The 19152-nt window shown below is 28.9% G+C and carries 11 protein-coding genes; 6 read left to right on the forward strand and 5 right to left on the reverse strand.

The annotated features are described in order from the left end of the window. Positions 1 to 10: 10 nt before the first annotated feature. Both QIA22_RS04770 and QIA22_RS04775 read right to left on the reverse strand, forming a co-directional pair. Positions 11 to 2230: an AAA family ATPase gene (locus QIA22_RS04770; protein WP_301612170.1), complete on the reverse strand. Its 2220-nt coding sequence runs from the start codon at positions 2228 to 2230 to the stop codon at positions 11 to 13. Positions 2231 to 2252: 22 nt separating this feature from the next. Next, positions 2253 to 3962: a phospho-sugar mutase gene (locus QIA22_RS04775; protein WP_301612172.1), complete on the reverse strand. Its 1710-nt coding sequence runs from the start codon at positions 3960 to 3962 to the stop codon at positions 2253 to 2255. 137 nt (positions 3963 to 4099) lie between these two features. Here QIA22_RS04775 and uvrB point away from each other — a divergent pair, with 137 nt between their 5' ends. From uvrB to QIA22_RS04790, 3 genes are read left to right on the forward strand one after another with little or no spacing between them, the layout of a single operon-like run. Continuing rightward, a complete protein-coding gene (gene uvrB, locus QIA22_RS04780) occupies positions 4100 to 6106 on the forward strand; it encodes an excinuclease ABC subunit UvrB (protein ID WP_301612173.1) in 2007 nt (668 codons plus the stop codon). Positions 6107 to 6109: 3 nt separating this feature from the next. Continuing rightward, a complete protein-coding gene (uvrA, locus tag QIA22_RS04785) occupies positions 6110 to 8962 on the forward strand; it encodes an excinuclease ABC subunit UvrA (RefSeq protein ID WP_301612174.1) in 2853 nt (950 codons plus the stop codon). Then, positions 8917 to 12357: an LPS-assembly protein LptD gene (locus QIA22_RS04790; protein ID WP_301612175.1), complete on the forward strand. Its 3441-nt coding sequence runs from the start codon at positions 8917 to 8919 to the stop codon at positions 12355 to 12357. The genes uvrA and QIA22_RS04790 overlap by 46 nt, the downstream gene beginning before the upstream one ends. Before the next feature lie 9 nt (positions 12358 to 12366). Here QIA22_RS04790 and QIA22_RS04795 read toward each other — a convergent pair whose 3' ends face one another. The 3 genes from QIA22_RS04795 to QIA22_RS04805 are packed head-to-tail and all read right to left on the reverse strand — an operon-like array spanning position 12367 to position 15115. Next, entirely contained in the window at positions 12367 to 12915 is a 549-nt protein-coding gene (locus QIA22_RS04795; RefSeq protein ID WP_301612216.1) for a hypothetical protein, read from the reverse strand. Further along, positions 12884 to 13483, reverse strand: coding sequence for a ribonuclease H family protein (locus QIA22_RS04800; RefSeq protein WP_301612176.1), 600 nt, complete (start codon positions 13481 to 13483; stop codon positions 12884 to 12886). The genes QIA22_RS04795 and QIA22_RS04800 overlap by 32 nt, the downstream gene beginning before the upstream one ends. Before the next feature lie 6 nt (positions 13484 to 13489). Further along, entirely contained in the window at positions 13490 to 15115 is a 1626-nt protein-coding gene (locus tag QIA22_RS04805; RefSeq protein ID WP_301612179.1) for a hypothetical protein, read from the reverse strand. A gap of 182 nt (positions 15116 to 15297) precedes the next feature. Between QIA22_RS04805 and arcA the strand changes: the two genes are divergently transcribed. Genes arcA through QIA22_RS04820 form a run of 3 tightly spaced genes read left to right on the forward strand, consistent with a single transcriptional unit; the run spans position 15298 to position 19045 of the window. Beyond that, positions 15298 to 16527 (forward strand): arginine deiminase, encoded by a 1230-nt coding sequence (gene arcA, locus QIA22_RS04810; RefSeq protein WP_301612181.1) that lies wholly within the window; start codon positions 15298 to 15300, stop codon positions 16525 to 16527. Positions 16528 to 16585: 58 nt separating this feature from the next. Then, entirely contained in the window at positions 16586 to 17569 is a 984-nt protein-coding gene (gene argF / locus QIA22_RS04815; protein ID WP_301612182.1) for an ornithine carbamoyltransferase, read from the forward strand. A 51-nt stretch (positions 17570 to 17620) separates the two neighbouring features. After that, positions 17621 to 19045: a YfcC family protein gene (locus tag QIA22_RS04820; RefSeq protein WP_301612183.1), complete on the forward strand. Its 1425-nt coding sequence runs from the start codon at positions 17621 to 17623 to the stop codon at positions 19043 to 19045. Positions 19046 to 19152: the final 107 nt, after the last annotated feature.

Here is a 19152-nt window from a genome sequence, read left to right on the forward strand (position 1 = left end):
TAATTCCCCTTTATTCTATTATTATATTTTCTTTTTCTAAATAAATTGTTATTTTATTTATGTTTTGATTTTCAGCTATTTTGGTGATAATATTTTCTTCTATTTTTTCTTTTATTGCGGCAATTACGCTTCTTGCTCCTGAATTTTTTTTATAGTATTTTTTGGTTATAAATTTGTCAACATCTTTTTTTATTTCTATCTCGATTCCTTTAGAGTAAAATTTTGCCTTAAGGGTACTTAAGTAGTTTTTGCAAATTTCTTCTACATTGTCCTTTGTAAGAACATTTAGGATAATTTTTTTTTGAATTCTGTCTAAAAAGGATAACTTAAATCTTTTTTCAAGATCTTGTTTTATTTCTTCTTTAAAGTTTCTTGCCTCTAAGCTTTTTTGTTGATTTTTGTTAAATCCAATATTTTTTTCTCCAAGAAGCATTCTAGACCCAATGCTTGTAGTCATTATTATAATTGTGTTTTTAAATAGTATTTTGTCTTCTTTGCTATCAATAAGTTCTCCATTTTCAAGCATTTGACTTATTAGGTTTAATACAGAGTTGTGTGCATTTTCAATGTTTTCAAACAATATTAAAGTTTCAAATGAATATTTTAATTTATTTGTCAGAATGCCCCCATCAGAGTAACCTACGTATCCCGGATTTGTGCCAATTAATTTTGAAATAGAGTTTTCTTCTTTATAGTCTGACATATCCAGTTTTAATACTGAGTTTTGATCCTTGATAATTTTTTTAGATATTTCATCAGTTAAAGTAGTTTTTCCACATCCACTTGATCCTATTAACAATATTGAGGTTAAGGGTTTAGAATCGTCATTAAGTCCAAGCTTGACTTTAATAATTTCTTTAATAAGTTCACTTACTGCATGTTTTTGTCCGATCACTTTTTTATTTATTTCGCTTTCTACTTCTTTTAATTCCAAAATTTCTTCTTTAGTGTTATTTGCTGTTTTAATAGATAGTATTTCATTTATTGCCTTTTGTATATCATCTGATGTTATGATATTGTCTTTTGTAAGTTCTTCTTTTTTAATTGCGCCGGCAATGTCTATTATGTCTATTGCCTTATCTGGAAATCTTTTATTTATTAGATATTTGGATGAAAGTTTAATTATGTTTAAAAGCGCATTTTTTTCATAGATCACCCCATGATAGTCTTCAAAATTTTTTGCAATATTTTCGATTATTTTTAGCGTATCTTTTTCATCAGGCTCTCTTACAGTAATTGTTTGGAATCTTCTGGCGAATGCTTTGTCTTTTGAAATATATTTTCGATATTCATTGTAAGTTGTTGCTCCAATGATTTGTATTTCGGCTCTAGAAAGTGATGGTTTTAGTATATTGGATGCATCAAGAGCTCCTTCGGAGTTTCCAGCTCCTATTAGAGTGTGTATTTCGTCAATAAATATGATTGTGTTTTTGTTTTTTTCAATATACTTAATTATATTATTTAAACGGTCTTCAAATTCGCCTCTATATTTTGTTCCCGATACCAAGTTTGAAACCTTAAGCATTAAAATTGTTTTGTCTTGTAGTTTGCTACTTATTTTTTTTTGTACTATGCTTGATGCAAGTCCTTCAACTATTGCTGTTTTCCCCACACCAGGTTCGCCTATTAGCATTGCGCTATTTTTGTTTCTTCTCAAGAGTATATTTGTAAGAGCTTTAATCTCTCTTTCTCTTCCAATCAAGGGGTCTAATTTTTTGGCTTTTGCAAGTTCTGTTAAATTTTTGACATACTTTTCAATTTCAAAGTGTTCATTTTCAAGTCGTATTTCTTCATCAAATTCTTTGTAGGTTTCAATTAATCTTATTTTATTTTTTTCCATGTATTCTAATATATTTTGATCTTTAAAGTTAAAGCTAGACTTACTTAGTTTGTGCTTTTTAAGAAGTTTTTTATTTTTTAGTATTTGATAAAAAATTTCTTTTGCTCCTATTAAAGGTTTAGATTTAAACTCCTTTTTAGCTTCTTTTATTAGAGTAAAGATTTCTTTATTGATTTTTGGAATAATTATCTCGTTTTTTTCTATTAAAATTTTCTCTAATTTATCTATTTCGCATATAACTTCTTGTTTAATGTTTTTTAGAGTTTTGGTATCTATAAATTTTATTTCAGATTTTTTTGGAGTGGTAATTATAGATAGTAATAAGTGCCAAATTGAAACTTCTTTATTTTTATTTTTTCTTGCAATTTCTTTTGAATCTATTTCTACCAAATTTATTAAATTTTCTGTTATGTTAATATTTTTCTATCTCCATCTTTATTGCATTTATTATACCAAATATTTTATGTTTTTCCTTATATTCTAGTTTTACAGATATGTAAAATTTAATTTTTGGCTCTGTTCCAGAGGGTCTTACAATGATTACAATTTCGTTTTCAAGTATAAATTTTATTGCGTTTATGGGGTATTTATATTCCTTGATTTCTGAAATTTCATCTTTAAAATTAATCTTTTTAAGAGTTTCATAGTCTAATTTTTCAATTATTTTAATTCCTGCGAATTGTACTTTTTGTTCTTTCCTCAGTTTGAGCATTAACTTTTCTCTTTGAATTTCCCCATTAGCCCCTTCAAAGTTTTTTTCTATATTAAATTCTTCATAGTATCCAAATTCTTTGTATATCTTTTCAAGATAATTCTTAATTGTTTGCTGTTTGGCTTTTAAGTCAAGCGCTAAAGAACAAATCCCTTTTATGGCTGAAAATGCATCCTTATCTCTAACCCTTTTCCCTATTAGATATCCATGACTTTCTTCGCATGCAAAAGCAAATTTTTTATTTGGTTCATTTTTTTCCATTTCATTAATTAAATTTCCTATCCATTTAAATCCTGTGTAAGTTCTAAAAATTTGAGAACCATATTTTTTTGCAATTTTTTCTAGCATTGGTGTTGTTACAAACGATGATATTACAAATGTATTTTTAGGATTTATTTCTTTTGAGAGTATGTAGTTCATTAAAATGCATGATATTTGATTTCCGTTTAGGAATATCCATTCGTTTTGATCTTTGAACGCAACCCCTATTCTGTCAGCATCTGGATCTGTTGCAAGGGCAATGTCACAGTCTTCTTTTTTTGCAAGCTCTATTACTTTAAGCATTGACTCTTGTTTTTCTGGATTAGGGTAATTTATTGTTGGAAATTCAGGGTTTGGAAGTATTTGACTTTTTTCTAAAAAAAGCTGTACTTTGCTATTTGCAAAGAGTTTTTTTATTATGGTTCCACCGGTGCCATGTAGTGCTGTGTAGGCTATTTTTAAGGCTGTTTCTTTGCTATTCTTTTCAAAATCAGGGAATTCTTTGTTTATTGTTTTTACATACTCTTCGTCTATCTCGTTGCCAATTTCTTTGATGATCCTTTTTTTAATGCCCTCTTTTATGGTAATTGTATTTATTATGTTTTTTACTTGTTTAATTTCATTGGTTATTAGTGTGTCATGGGGTGGTATTATTTGGATTCCACCTTTCCAATATGCTTTATAGCCATTATATTCTTTTGAATTATGGCTTGCTGTTATCATAACGCCAACATCACAATCAAATTTTCTTATTGTATAAGATAGTTGGGGAGAAGGTCTTAAGCTTTTATATATATATGTTTCAAAATTATTTGAGGCAAAAATTTGAGCAGCATTGTAAGCAAATTCTTTTGAAAAATATCTTGAATCATAGCTTATTGCAACTTTAGGGTTTTTATTTATTTTAAGTATGTAGTTGCATATTCCCTGGCTTATTTTTTTTACATTATATGTGTTGATGTAGCATGTTCCAGCTCCAATGACTCCTCTTATTCCAGCAGTGCCAAATTCTAAATCTTTATAAAATCTATTTAGAATTTCTGTTGAATTATTTGTTTTTTCAATTTTTATTGCCTCTTCTTGAAAATATGTATCTTCTTCAAGAAGAATATAATTTTTTAATTTTTTTTTGGCTTTGATTTTTTGCATTAATTGTCCCTTTTATTTTATTTTATTAAACAAAGATTAATTTAATTATATTGATTTATAATGAATTATATACTTGATATAGAATTTATTATCATATAATTTATAATAATGTGTATTAAATTTTGGTCGTTAAATTAATGATAGATTTTTTTTTGAAGTCAGAATATCTTCCTGCTGGCGATCAGCCCAAAGCAATAAAAAAGATTGAAAATTCTATTTTGATGGGAAATAAATATCAAACATTAAAAGGTGTTACAGGCAGTGGAAAGACTTTTACAATTGCAAATATAATCAAAGATCTAAACAGGCCTGCTTTAGTTGTCAGTCATAACAAAACATTAGCAGCACAACTTTATAGAGAGTTTAAAGATTTCTTTCCAAACAATGCTGTTGAATATTTTGTTTCTTATTATGATTATTATCAGCCTGAATCTTATGTTCCTTCAAAAGATTTATTTATAGAAAAAGAAGCCACTATTAATACTGAGATAGAAATCAAGCGAATAAGGACGGTAACATCTCTTGCTAAAAGACGAGATGTCATTGTTGTTGCAACTGTATCTTCAATTTATGCTCTTGGATCTCCAGATTTTTTCAAAAAATCAGCACGAGAATTTTTTGTAGGTCAAAAAATTTCTATTAAAGAAATATCAGATATTTTTGTAGAGCTTTATTATGAGAGAACTTTAATGAATTTAGAAAGAGATAAATTTTCAATTAGGGGAGATATTGTTGAAATTTGGCCTAGTAGTGAGCATGGGGAGTTTGCTTATCGAATTTGTTTAGATTTTGATGAAATTGTTGAAATATATAGGATTAGTTCATTTTCTAAGAAAAATTTAGGAGCTACAAATAGTTTTACTCTTTTTGCTAAATCTTATTTTGTAATTCCTTATAAAAACGTATTAGAAGCGATACCTAAAATATCTCATGATTTAAGTCTTCAGTGTCAATATTTTAAAGATAATGGCAAGCTTGTAGAAGCCGAAAGGCTTAAGCAGAGAGTAGAGTATGATTTGGAAATGCTTAGAGAAACAGGATTTTGTTCAGGCATTGAAAATTATTCTAAATATTTGAGTGGAAGTACAATGGAAAGACCTTATTGTCTTTTTGATTTTTTCCCAAAAGATTACTTATTATTTGTAGATGAATCTCATGTTACATTGCCGCAATTTAGGGGAATGTATAATGGAGATCATTCTAGAAAATTAAATCTTGTTAACTTTGGGTTTAGACTTCCTGCAGCGCTTGAAAACAGACCCCTTAAATATGATGAATTTGATGCATTAATTAATCAGGTTGTTTTTGTATCTGCAACTCCGGGCGTTGAAGAAAATGATAAGAGTAGTGTGGTTGTTGATCAAATAATTCGTCCCACAGGGCTTGTTGATCCTGAAATTATTACTAGGCACTCTGATGGGCAAATGGAAGATCTTTACATTGAGATTAAAAAAAGAGTAGCTCTTAAAGAGCGGGTTTTAATTACTACTTTGACAAAAAAAATGTCTGAGGATTTGACTGAATATTTAGTAAGTCTTGGCGTGAGGGCAAAATATCTACATTCAGAACTTGACACTCTTGAGAGAGTGGAAGTTATTTCGCTGCTTAGAAAATCTGAAATTGATGTTATTGTTGGCATTAACTTACTTAGAGAGGGCTTAGATATTCCGGAAGTATCTCTTGTTGCAATATTAGATGCTGATAAGGTAGGGTTTTTAAGATCTACTACTTCATTAATACAAACAATTGGTAGGGCTGCTAGAAATTCTAATGGACTTGTAATAATGTATTACGACAAAATAAGTATAGCTATGCAGGAGGCAATTGAGGAGACTAACAGAAGACGTCAAATTCAGATTGATTATAATAAAAAGAATAATATTACTCCTAAGACAATTGTTAAAAAGATTCAAAATATTTTAGAAAAAGAACTCAATAATAAAAATAAAAATGTTGGTTATGATTTTGAAAAAATTATTTCAGGGGAGAGATTGTCTAAAAAAAAGCTTATTGATAAGCTTAAATTTGAGCTAGAAGAAGCTGTTAATGATGAAAGATTTGAAGATGCAATTGTTTTAAGAGATAAAATAAAAGAGCTTAGTGGCAAAATTAGTGTGGCTCGTAATAAAAAAAGAGAGGTATAATTTTTGGAAAAAAGTTTGAAAAAAAAAATTATTGTCAGAGGAGCAAAAGAGCATAATTTAAAAAATATTGATGTAGATATTCCAAAAGATGGTTTAGTTGTAATATCTGGCAAGAGTGGCTCTGGTAAGTCTTCTCTGGCTTTTGATACTATTTTTGCAGAAGGGCAAAGAAGGTATATGGAATCCGTTTCAGCTTATGCAAGGCAGTTTTTGGGTGTAATGAAAAAACCCAATGTTGATTATATAGATGGCCTTTCTCCTTCTATAGCTATTGAGCAGAGAACAATAAGCAATAATCCCCGCTCTACTGTTGGAACAATTACTGAGATTTATGATTATTACAGACTAATATTTGCAAAAATAGGTAAAGCATACTGTCCAAATGATGGTAGATTAATAGAAGAGCAATCTTTAGATAAAATAGTTAATACTATTTTAAGTTATTCTGATGGATCTAAGGTTATACTTTTTGCGCCAGTTGTAAGGGGCTCTAAAGGCTCTCATAAAAAGGTTTTAGAAAAAATATTAAATCAAGGTTTTAATAGAGTTAGAATAAATTCTAAAGATTATTTAATAGAAGATGCACTTAATTTAAATTTGCATAAAAATAAAAAACATACCATTGAAATTATAGTTGATAGGATTAAGCTTGGTAATAATGTTAGAATTAGACTTGCAGAATCTATTGAGACTGCTCTTGCTGTTTCTAATGGATATTTAAGAGTGGAAATTGATAATGATTTAGAAAAAATAGATAAACTATTTACAGAGCACAATAGTTGTCCTTTGTGTGGATTTTCACTTCCTCTTATAGAGCCTAGACTTTTTTCATTTAATAGTCCCTTTGGTGCTTGCAGTGAGTGCTCTGGTCTTGGCGTTACACTTGAGTTTGATTTTGAGAGCATTTGTCCCAATACTAGTCTTTCTTTTAATGACGATGCTTTTCTTACGTTTAAGACAAGTTCGTCTTGGTCTGTGGCTATTTTTAAAGGACTTGCCAAGCATTATAATTTTGATTTAAATACCCCTATAAAAGACATTCCAGACAAAGTTCTTAAACAGATTTTATACGGCTCAAATGAAAAAATAGATTTTATTTACCAGTCCAAAGAAATGGAAGCAAAGGAGGTAGATGGAGGATTTCATTATTCTAAAACATTTGAAGGACTTTTACCTCTTTTAAAAAGACGATATCTTGCAACAGAATCAGAGAGTACTAAAATTTTTTACGAAAATTTGATGTCTAAAAAAATATGTAATTCATGTAAAGGGAAACGTTTAAGCGTTGGAGCTTTAACTGTGAAAATTAATGGGAAAGACATTCAAGATCTTACTAATTTGTCTGTATTTGATTCTTATGTATTTTTTGAAAACTTGCAGCTTGATTTGGTAGATGAAAAAATATCTAAAGAAATTTTAAAGGAAATTAAAAGTAGACTTAAATTTTTAATTGATGTTGGTCTTTCTTATTTGTATTTAAATAGAATATCAGGCAGCCTATCTGGTGGTGAGGCTCAGCGCATTAGGCTTGCTACTCAAATAGGCTCAGCACTTTCAGGCGTTATTTATGTTCTTGATGAGCCAAGTATTGGCCTTCATCAAAGAGATAATGAAAAATTAATCTCTACTCTTGTTAATCTTAAAAATCTTGGCAATACTGTAATTGTTGTTGAGCATGATGAGCAAACTTTGCGCACCGCAGACTATATTATTGATATGGGTCCTGGTGCTGGAATTCTTGGAGGGGAAATAGTTGCAAAGGGAGCCCTAATTGATATTTTAAATAGCAAAAACAGCTTAACTGGCCAATATCTTAGTGGTAAGTTTAAAATAGATATTCCAAGCTCTAGAAGAAAGACAGATAAGGGAGAAATTTTACTTTTAGGTTCTAATAAAAATAATCTTAAAAATATAGATGTAAGTATCCCTTTGGGAGTTTTTACCGTAATAACAGGTGTTTCTGGTAGCGGAAAAAGTACTTTACTTAACGAAGTATTGTATCCAGCTCTTGATAGTAGATTAAAGCTTAATGAAAAGTATTGTGATGGTTTTAAAGACATTGTTGGATACGAAAAAATCGATAAAATTATTCAAATAAATCAAAAGCCAATAGGTAGAACTTCAAGGTCAAACCCAGCAACTTATGTTGGATTTTTTACAGAGATTAGGGAGCTTTTTGCTAAGCTTCCAGATGCAAAGTCAAGGGGTTTTAAAGCCGGTAGATTTTCTTTTAATGTTAAAGGTGGGAGGTGTGAGAAATGCCAAGGAGATGGGTATCTTAATATTCAAATGCATTTTTTACCAGATGTTTTTGTTCCTTGTGATTTGTGTAAGGGTAAAAAATTTAATGAAGAAACTTTAGAAGTTAGATACAAAGGAAAAAATATACACGATGTTTTAGAGATGAGTGTGGTTGAAGCAAGTAAATTTTTTGAAAATGTTCCTAAAATTAGTCATTATTTAAAATTTTTAATTGAAGTTGGTCTTGAATATATTAAATTAGGACAATCTGCAACAACTTTATCAGGAGGTGAAGCTCAACGCATTAAGTTAGCTTTTGAGTTAAGCAAAAAGAGCACAGGCAAAACCTTTTATATTGTTGATGAACCAACAACCGGATTGCATTTTGATGACATAAAAAAGTTATTAGAGGTTTTGCAGCGGTTAGTTTCCAATGGTAATACAGTTGTGCTAATAGAGCATAATTTAGATGTAATCAAACAGGCAGATTATATAATAGATTTGGGTCCTGATGGTGGTTTGGCAGGGGGGAATATCGTTGTTTCTGGTATTCCTGAAGAGGTTGCAAAATGCGCGAATTCCTATACAGGAATGTTTTTAAAAAATCTTTTATAGTATTTTTAATTTTTTTAATATTTTCTAATGCAATTTTTGCCCAGACTGTAAATGACAAGAATTCTAAAAAAAGAGATAAGCTAACCTTAAGCCAAAAATCTTATTTAAGAGAACTTGAGCTTTCAACTGACGAGGATTTAAAAAAATGGGCCTTACAAGAGGGCCTAAAAGAAACAGATGTTTCAAAAATACGAGAATTGCTTTTAAAAAAGTTTGGAATAGATCCCGAGCTTTTTGTCAAAGGAAAAGGGCTTGCCGGATCTGGTAGATATAAAATAATAATTGAAACTACAGATAATCTTGAAAATTTCACCTATGGGCTTACTAAGGATGAAAGCGTTGTTTTTGAAGGAAGAGTTAATATCTTGGTTGAAGATATTAAAGAGAATAAAAAACACAATATTAAAGGCGACAGGATAGTCCTTAATAGGAACTCTAAAAAACTTTATTCTATTGGAAATGTCGAATATATTCTTGATATGGATACCAATGAAAAGCTTTATTTTTATGGCAATGAATTTTTTGTTGATTTTGATTCTCAAAATTTTTTATTAAAAGATGGTATTCTTCAAAAAAAAATGCAAAAAAATCAAATAGATCATATTCTTTCGTTTGGAGGAAAGGTTTTAAAAAAGATAGACAATGATGTTACTATTTTGGAACAAGCTTTTGCAACAACTAGTAAAATTCCAGAACCGTACTATTCAATTAAAGCTTCTAAAATATGGGTATTGCCTTCGGGAGATTTTGGGTTTTTAAATGCTATATTTTACATGGGAAGAGTTCCAGTATTTTATATTCCCTTTTTTTTCAGACCGGGAGATAGTTTATTTTTTAATCCATCTTTAGGCCTAAATCCACGAAAAGGTTTTTCTGCTTTTAATACCGTTTATCTTTTTGGTAATAAATCCTCAAGTGAAGATTCTTCTTTTTTAGACTTTGATTTCAATTCTGTTTATAATTCAGGTAAAAAACCTTATATAAGAAATGGATATTTAACTTATTTTTTTGCAGAAAATTTAGCATCCAGTCTTAATAAAGATTATGTTAAGTTGATTTTTGACATTTATGCTAATCTAGGATTTTATTCCGGAATTGATTTTAATTTGAGCAATACTTTGGGGCATTTTAAAACTTTGGAAGGAAATTTTGGATTAGGTTTTACTAGGAATGTTTATAGTTACGATGGAGGATATTATCCTTTTGACAATAGGACTTTAAAACAATCTCTTTTTAGTTTTTCTAATCTTAACAAAGGAGATATATTTGGGTTTGAAGTTCCTTTTAGATATTTACTTAAATTTAAAACGGAATTTCTTTTAAGCGATGCGCTTTTTTCAGTTGTTTTAGAGCACTATTCTGATCCATATGTTAATATTGATTTTAGAGATAGAATAGAAAGTGCTACATTTTTTTCTCTTTTAAATTTAGATAAAGATTCGGTTAAAGAGCAAACCACCATTAGTACTTTTGATTGGAATTTGTCTTCTTTTTATAAGCGAACATTTAATGACGGTTCAATCTTAGATTACAAATTAAATAATTTAGGCTTAAGTTTTAAATTATCGGGTTATGAGAATCTTTATGTTAAATCTCCTTTGGAAAAACCAAAAGATATTAATGATCCTACAAGAAAATGGTTCTATCTGGAGAGAATTTATGCTCCATATATTGATTTAAATTTTCAAAAAGACCTTTACAATAATCAATGGACATTTTCAGCTGATACCAAAGAAATGATAATGCGTCCAGAAATTAAAAATCTAGAAGATAAAGATAATAATAAAAAGAATGTGAAGGATAAAAATGCTAAAAAAGCAGCAGAATTAACCAAAGATTTATATATTCCTCCAGAACCAATTACTTTGACAAATATTGATCAATCCGATTCTTTTTTTATTAGGTTTGGCATTAATCCTTATTTAAGAAATAATGTTTTTTTTAATAATTATGGCATAACAAGTCCAAAGGACTTTAATTATGAAATAAAAAATTATTTATTTGATATAAAAAATAAAACGGATATAAAAATTCATGCTGATTTTTATAATCGTTTAATTACTTTTGAAAATTTATTATATCTTAATACTATTGAGTATAATCCTTTAAATAAAGATTTTAAGATTGAAGATAAAGATAAAAAAAGTGAGCACTCTATCATTAACCAAATAAATTTAAACCTACTTCCTTTTATTAGGTATCCTTTATTTTCTAGAAGTACTTTAAAGTTTGAAAATAAGACTACTTTGTATTCATTTAATAAAAAATATGATTCTGATGCAAAATCTTTAGTTAATAAGAATAGTAGTATTTTTTTATCTGATCCGGAAACTTTTTATCAAAGTTTAACAGCTTCTTTAATTTATGATTATGATTATTTTAGTGCTGAGCTTTCAAGCGAATTAAAAAATAGTTTTGAAGATATTAAGGCTTCTTCTGAGCTTAAATTTTCTTTAGATTTTCCTTATTTGTTACAAGAAGCTGGAATTGGAATTAAATATTATAAAAAATTTAAAGAAGATGCTATGAAAAACTCTGAAATTTCTACTGTTCAAAATCCCTTGGAGCCTCAAAAACCAGCATCACCTTATAAAAATTTAGAAATGTCTCCCGCTTTGTATTATAAAATTGAACCGAGATATTTAGATTATTTTAAATTTAGTTTTTTGGCCGCCTATGATCCTTTGATAAATAGAGTTTCCGAGCTTTCTTTTAAGCTTAATATTTTTGATTTTCAATTTTTGTTTGCTATGAAAGATGACTTTGAATATAATTATGATTCTTTAAAAGGAGATTTTTCCAAAGTTGGAACTACAACCAAACTTATTCCATATTCTGTAGATTCTAGTTACAAGAAGGACTTGTATGTTTTAACTTTTTTTGATAAGAAGCTTTCTTTTACTTTGGGGGTAAATGTTGGCTGGAAAATAAATTTGCAGAAATTTACAGATAATGAACTTCGATCTGCATTGACCTTGAAGTTTAAATATACAGAATTTTTAGAAATTTACTTTTCTACTTTTTCTATTAATACTAAAACTTTTAAATACTTTAAAGGATATATGGATCAAATTGGCCTTGAACCTGTCAATGTCTTTTCTGATTTATTAAAATCTTTCAATTTCTTTAATTCTCAAGACAGAAAAGATTCGCTTTTTAAAATTAAAAAATTTTCATCAGGCTTTAAATTCAATTTTTATGATTGGAAATTTGTTGGCGAATATAATTTAGAGCCAGATTTGTTAATAGGATCTGATGGGATTTATTCTCCTATTTGGAGAAATAATTTTACAATTTATATTTCTTGGAATTTTTTTGCCCCTATAAAAGCATCATTTGAGAGCAGTAAAGATACAAACTATGATCTTATCATTAATAGAAAAACAAAAAAATAATAACGATTTTTATGTATTAGTAATATTAATTTTTATAGTTCTTGTTATTAAAACATTTATTGTTTTTTTTGTTTCAATTCCTATTTTTGCTATGTTGAGTTTGAAAATAGACGGATATTTAATATCTGAGCTTAAGTTATTGCTAGTTTTGTTTTTAGAGTGAATTTTTAGTGGATATGCTTTAAATTCAAATGAAGTTTTAGGACCAATAAAAAACTCTCTGTATTTATTTTTATACTCTGTTTCATTGTTTATTGTAAGATCTTCTTTTTTTAAGACGATTTTATTGTTGTTAAGACTAGTGTTTTGCCAACTTATTTTTACTATGTCTAAGCTGTTGTTTGTAATTTGAATATAAATATATTCATTTGTAGCTTTAATTACACCTATGTTAATGTATTTATAGGGAGATTCTAGAACTTTAAAATCAGTTTCATAATCATGGTTTACTTTTATTGTCGTACAACAATAAAAGTAAACCATTGAAATGAGAAATATTGTTTTTATGTATTTTTTGACAATATTTCTACCTAGTTTTATGAAAACCAAGATCCGCAATATTTTCATTTCCCGGAATAAAAGAAATTTTTCCACCTTTCTCTTCAAATTTTTTCCTTAGTTCAGTTGTCTTTTTGATTAAATTAATAGTAATTTGTGTTAATTTTTTGCTATTATAGATTCCTTTTGACCAATAGTCAATTATTAATTTGCTGTCGCCAAATATATTTGTTATATTTTCTTTTAATGCTATTTTGAGGGCTGTATATAGGGCAAGCAGTTCCCCAAAATTATTGCTAATCCCTTGAAAATTTTTGACATAATAATTTCCATATTCATTAATCAGAGATTTATCTAAGATTTTATCCAATATTGAAATTTTTTTTTCGTTTACAACTCTAATTTCTACGCCATTTCCTCTTCCTGTTCCAGAATCAAAATATATTCCAATTGGGTGGTGATGAATTTTGTTATCATTATTAAATAGCCAATTTTGAGCTTGTTCTATTGTTTTAAAACTTTTTATTTTATTATTTTTTCCTTTAATAGCGGTTTTGCATTCTTCCCAGGATTTGAAAATAATTTTTTCATTACTATTAATCAAAATACAGGCATAATATTTGTTCATGGTTTATTAGCTTCCTGAGCACCAGATGTTTGTTATATTGCAAGCTCTTCCAAAAATTTTTTCTTTCGATTTTTTTAATTCTACTGTATCTACTATTTCTTTGTTGTAGCCAATGAATTTTTCTTTTAGGGTTGGTTTAATGAGCCTTTTTGGAAGCATGCTTGGAAGTATTCCTGTAATCGTATAAGACATGTAAAAATTGTAAGCAGCCGCATTTATTTCTCCAGGGGTAATTATTCCTGAAATTTCATAATTTCTTGATACATTAAGTCCTGCTATTTTATATATTCTATCAACTACTAAAGAGCAATAAGTTTTGTTGTGAATTTCTTCAAGATTAAATGAATCTGTCCACAAATTAGAGGATATTAATGGAACCATATATCCAAAGTTGTTGTCAATGTATCTGTTTCTTCCGAAATTAATAGCTTTTTTAATTGTTCTTGTGTCTGTTATTGGTGAGAATATTTTTAATATTCTTGACTGTACATATGTTGAAAGTTTTTCATATCCTGAGCCTTGAGTAGATGCTGTATCAAATTTGATTTGATTGCTTGTAATTATTGATTTTATATCGAAACTATCATTTCCATTGAATGCAATTTTTTTAGTAGCTTCGTATTTTTCTTCATCAAATATTCCTACATGTTGCCAAAAATAAAAAAACTCTGTCCAATCTATTTTTGGTTTTATTAGTATTATGTCGCCATTTGATAAAATAGATCTTAAATTTTTAGGAGTTATTTCAATGCCTGTATTTGGGTCTATTATTTTTGGTATTATATCGTATTTATTGTTATTGTCGGAGTCAACGGTTGACCTTTTTCTTCTTCTGGGTGCTGTTTGCTTTGAATAATACAATTCATTATGAAGATCTGAAATTTTTTGTTTTTCAATTATTGTTTCTATTTTGCTGTTTTCAATTTTTAAAAAGTTCATAAATTGTTTAAAATATCTTTTATCTTTTATTTTTAATAATTGATTTGCTATTGTGTGCGGTGCAACATATTCTTTTCCATCTATTATTTCTTTTGTTATTGAGTTTATATTTTCTTTAGGGAAGAATGAATTGATATGACTTAATTGTATATATCCTAAATTTTTATCATGAAATGTTTGCTCAATTAAGTTTAAAATTTCTTTTTCTAGATACATTTGTAGTTCTATTAGTTCTGTTAAATTTTCATTATCTGAATTTGTATGATTAAAATTTGTTTTTTTTTCAAAAGCAGTATCAATTTTAATTGTTAGATTTCCATTGACGCTGCTTTGATCTAAAAATTTTATCCATTCTGTTTCATTATTTAGATAATTTCTATAAGCATTTAAATAGTTTTTTATTTCTTCAAGTTTTTGTGGACTTATTTTGATTTTGACTGCTGTTTGTTTTATTAAAAATGAATTATCGTTATTGTTTAAAATTTCTTGGATGCTAGATATTGGTATTCGATATTCTACATTAGAAGAATTTTGTATTAAAGAGCTTTCTAGTGGTGTTTTTTGTGTTAATATGATTTCTGATGCACTTAGATTTTTTGACTTGTTATCTGGAATTAAGGCACAAGAGAATAATAAAATGTTTATAGTTAATATTAATATTAATATTAATATTAATCTATTAATTTTCTTCATGAGTAGTATTTTAGCATAATTTTTTGTCAATGTTTTTGATTTAAAGTTTTATGAGCTGCTTTTTTTATTTTTGCAATTTTTACATCTATATTAATTTTTTAAATTTTTTAAAAAATAGTTGATATTTTTTAATATAAACTATAATATTTTAATATATGGTAATTTTCATAAAGGGGAAATAGATGGAAGAATATTTAAACCCAATAAATATATTTTCGGAAATAGGTCGTTTGAAAAAAGTTTTGCTTCATAGGCCAGGAGAAGAATTGGAAAATTTGACGCCCTTTATTATGAAAAATTTTTTGTTTGATGATATTCCTTATCTTAAAGTTGCAAGACAAGAACATGAAGTTTTTGTAGATACTTTAAAAAATAATTCAGTTGAAATTGAATATGTTGAGGATCTTGTTAGCGAGGTTCTTGCTTCTTCTGCAGCACTCAAAAATAAATTTATATCCCAATTTATTCTAGAGGCAGAAATAAAAACAGATGACACAATTAATATTTTAAAAGATTATTTTTCTAATTTAACCGTTGATAATATGGTTTCTAAAATGATTTCGGGTGTTACAAGAGAAGAGTTTAAAGATTGTGCATTTTCGCTTGATGATTTGGTTAATGGCGCAAGTCTTTTTATTATTGATCCTATGCCCAATGTTTTATTTACTAGGGATCCTTTTGCTAGCATTGGCAATGGAATTACAATAAATAAAATGTTTACCAAGGTTAGGCGCAGAGAGACAATATTTGCAGAGTATATTTTTAAATACCATTCCATTTACAAAGAAAATGTTCCAATTTGGTTTAATAGGTGGGAAGAGACTTCTTTGGAAGGTGGAGATGAGTTTGTTTTAAACAAAGATCTTTTGGTTATTGGAATTTCCGAAAGAACAGAAGCGGAGTCTGTAGAAAAACTGGCCGTTAGTCTTTTTGAAAATAAGGCCTCATTTAACACAATTTTGGCTTTTAAAATTCCAAAAAGTAGAGCTTATATGCACTTAGATACAGTTTTTACTCAAATTGATCATAGTGTTTTTACAAGTTTTACAAGTGATGATATGTATTTTTCAATTTATGTTTTAACTTATAACTCAAATTCTAGTAAAATTAATATTAAAGAAGAAAAAGCTAAGCTCAAAGATGTTTTGAGTTTTTATCTAGGCAGAAAGGTTGACATAATAAAATGTGCGGGTGGAGACTTAATACATGGCGCAAGAGAGCAATGGAATGATGGTGCTAATGTTTTGGCGATAGCTCCAGGAGAAGTAGTTGCTTATTCTAGAAATCATGTAACCAATAAGTTGCTTGAAGAAAATGGCATTAAAGTTTATAGAATTCCGTCTAGTGAGCTTTCAAGAGGTCGTGGTGGGCCAAGATGTATGTCCATGCCTTTAGTAAGGGAAGATATTTAATGCTTAAGCATGAGTTTAATGAGTTTTTAAAACTTGATTGTAAAGGTTGGTGGGGTTGATGTATAATTTACGAAATAGAAGCTTTTTAAATCTTTTAGATTTTACAAGCAAAGATATTAAGTATTTACTTGATTTATCAATTGATTTAAAAAAGTCAAAATATGCAGGAATTGAAGTGCAGAAACTTAAAGGTAAAAATATAGTTATAATTTTCGAGAAAGATTCAACAAGGACCCGGTGTGCTTTTGAGATTGCAGCGTATGATCAAGGGGCAAATATTACTTATTTAGGACCTAAGGGGAATCAAATAGGTTCAAAAGAGTCTATGATAGATACCGCCAGAGTTTTGGGGCGCATGTATGATGCTATTGGGTTTAGAGGGTTTTCTCAACAGGCTGTTGAATGTTTAGCAAATTATTCCAATGTTCCTGTTTACAATGGATTGACAGATATTTCTCATCCAACCCAAATACTAGCCGATTTAATGACAATAAAAGAACATAAAGGGAGTTTGAAGGGGATTAAAATAGTCTTTTGTGGCGATGGTAGAGGGAATATTGCTAATTCTTTATTGAAAGGCTGTGCTATTATGGGGCTTGATTTTAGAATTTTTGCCCCCAAGGAGCTTTCTCCAGGCCCCGATTTGACGCTTAAGGCCAGGGCTTTGGCACTAGAGAGTGGGGGTAAAATTACAATTACAGATTCTAAAGAAGAGGCTGTTAAATGTGCTGATGTTGTGTATACAGACGTGTGGGTATCTATGGGAGAGAGTAATTGGGAAGATAGAATAAATATTTTAAAGCCCTATCAGGTTAATAAAGAGATAATGAGCATAGCAAAAGATGATGCAATATTTATGCATTGCTTACCCGCTTTTCATGACTTAAACACCACGATTGGTAAGGATATTTTTGATAAATATGGACTTGATGGAATTGAAGTTACAGAAGAAGTTTTTGAAAGTAAAAATTCAGTTGTTTTTGATGTGGCTGAAAATAGAGTGCATACCATTAAAGCTATTATGGTATCAACTTTAGGATAATGGTATTTTTTATATGAAATTAAATTTATGAAATTATTTAGGAGGAATATTATGATCAAAATGCCAAGTAGTTTTACAATAATATTTTCTTTAATTATATTTGTTACCATTTTAACGTATGTGATTCCTGCTGGTAAGTTTGATAAAGAATTTAAGCAAATGGGTGATGGGTCCAAAAGGGAAATAATTGTTGCTGGAACTTATCAATATGTCGATCGAGGTCCTAGAGGATTTTTGCATCCTTTTATGACTATTTTAACTGCAATGTCAAAGGGCATGGAACATGCAGTTGAAGTTATTGTTTTTGTTTTAATTGTTGGGGGTGCATATGGGATTATTATGAAAACCGGAGCAATAGATGCAGGAATTTATTGGTTAATTAAGAAGTTGGGGCATAAAGATAAATTACTTATTCCTTTGTTAATGTTTATTTTTTCAATTGGTGGAACTGTAACCGGAATGAGTGAAGAGACCCTTCCTTTTTATTTTGTTATGATTCCTTTGATAGTAGCTTTGGGTTATGATAACCTTGTTGGAGCAGCTATCATTGCTTTGGGAGCTGGAGTAGGTACTATGGCTTCTACTGTAAATCCATTTGCGACAGGAATTGCATCTGCAATAGCTTCTATTAGTTTGCAGGATGGGTTTTATTTTAGAATTGTTCTTTATTGTGTATCAGTATTAGCTGCTATAATCTATGTTTGTGTGTATGCATCTAAAATTAAAAAGGATCCTTCAAAATCACTTGTATATTCTCAAAGAAATGAGCATTATCAATATTTTGTTAAAAAAGATGGACTTTCTTCTGGAGATAATACTCAGAGTGACCTTGAGTTTACTTTTGCTCATAAATTAGTTTTACTTTTGTTTGGATTTATGATATTGATTTTGATATTTAGCATTGTTAATCTTGGTTGGTGGATGCAAGAAATGACAATGTTGTATCTTGGAGTTGCTATTATAGCGGCGTTTATTTGTAGATTGGGTGAATCTGAAATGTGGGATGCGTTTGTGAAAGGTTCTGAAAGTTTACTAACGGCTGCTCTTGTTATTGGACTTGCTAGAGGTGTTATGATAGTATGCGATGATGGTTTAATCACAGATACTATGTTAAATGCTGCTACTAATTTTTTATACAATCTTCCAAGACCCCTTTTTATCATTTTGAATGAAATTATTCAAATATTTATAGGATTTGTTGTCCCATCTTCATCAGGACATGCTAGTCTAACTATGCCAATAATGGCCCCACTTGCTGATTTTTTGGCAATTCCAAGATCTTCAGTTGTTATTGCTATGCAAACTTCTTCTGGGCTTATTAATTTAATAACACCTACCAGCGGAGTTATAATGGCTGTATTGGGGATATCTAGATTGAGTTATGGTACGTGGTTTAAGTTTGTTTTACCATTGTTTGTTATTGAGTTTTTTATTTCTATTTTAGTTATTATCGCTAACATCTATTTGAACATTTAGAATGAGAATAATGTGGTATGAGCTTTTTTCTTTCTTGTTTGAGAGGTAGGGTTGAAATGCCGAGGATTTCCTCGCTTTTGAGTAATTAAACTAAAAACCAAATAACA

The organism is Borreliella kurtenbachii (assembly GCF_030437945.2).
Lineage (GTDB): Bacteria > Spirochaetota > Spirochaetia > Borreliales > Borreliaceae > Borreliella > Borreliella carolinensis.

What these genes read in the sequence shown, in the direction of transcription:
- QIA22_RS04805 (WP_301612179.1), bottom strand. Translation starts at nt 15,115, where the DNA reads ATGAAGAAAATTAATAGATTAATATTAATATTAATATTAATATTAACT.
- QIA22_RS04790 (WP_301612175.1), top strand. Translation starts at nt 8,917, where the DNA reads ATGCGCGAATTCCTATACAGGAATGTTTTTAAAAAATCTTTTATAGTA.
- arcA (WP_301612181.1), top strand. Translation starts at nt 15,298, where the DNA reads ATGGAAGAATATTTAAACCCAATAAATATATTTTCGGAAATAGGTCGT.
- QIA22_RS04800 (WP_301612176.1), bottom strand. Translation starts at nt 13,483, where the DNA reads ATGAACAAATATTATGCCTGTATTTTGATTAATAGTAATGAAAAAATT.
- QIA22_RS04820 (WP_301612183.1), top strand. Translation starts at nt 17,621, where the DNA reads ATGATCAAAATGCCAAGTAGTTTTACAATAATATTTTCTTTAATTATA.
- uvrB (WP_301612173.1), top strand. Translation starts at nt 4,100, where the DNA reads ATGATAGATTTTTTTTTGAAGTCAGAATATCTTCCTGCTGGCGATCAG.
- argF (WP_301612182.1), top strand. Translation starts at nt 16,586, where the DNA reads ATGTATAATTTACGAAATAGAAGCTTTTTAAATCTTTTAGATTTTACA.
- QIA22_RS04775 (WP_301612172.1), bottom strand. Translation starts at nt 3,962, where the DNA reads ATGCAAAAAATCAAAGCCAAAAAAAAATTAAAAAATTATATTCTTCTT.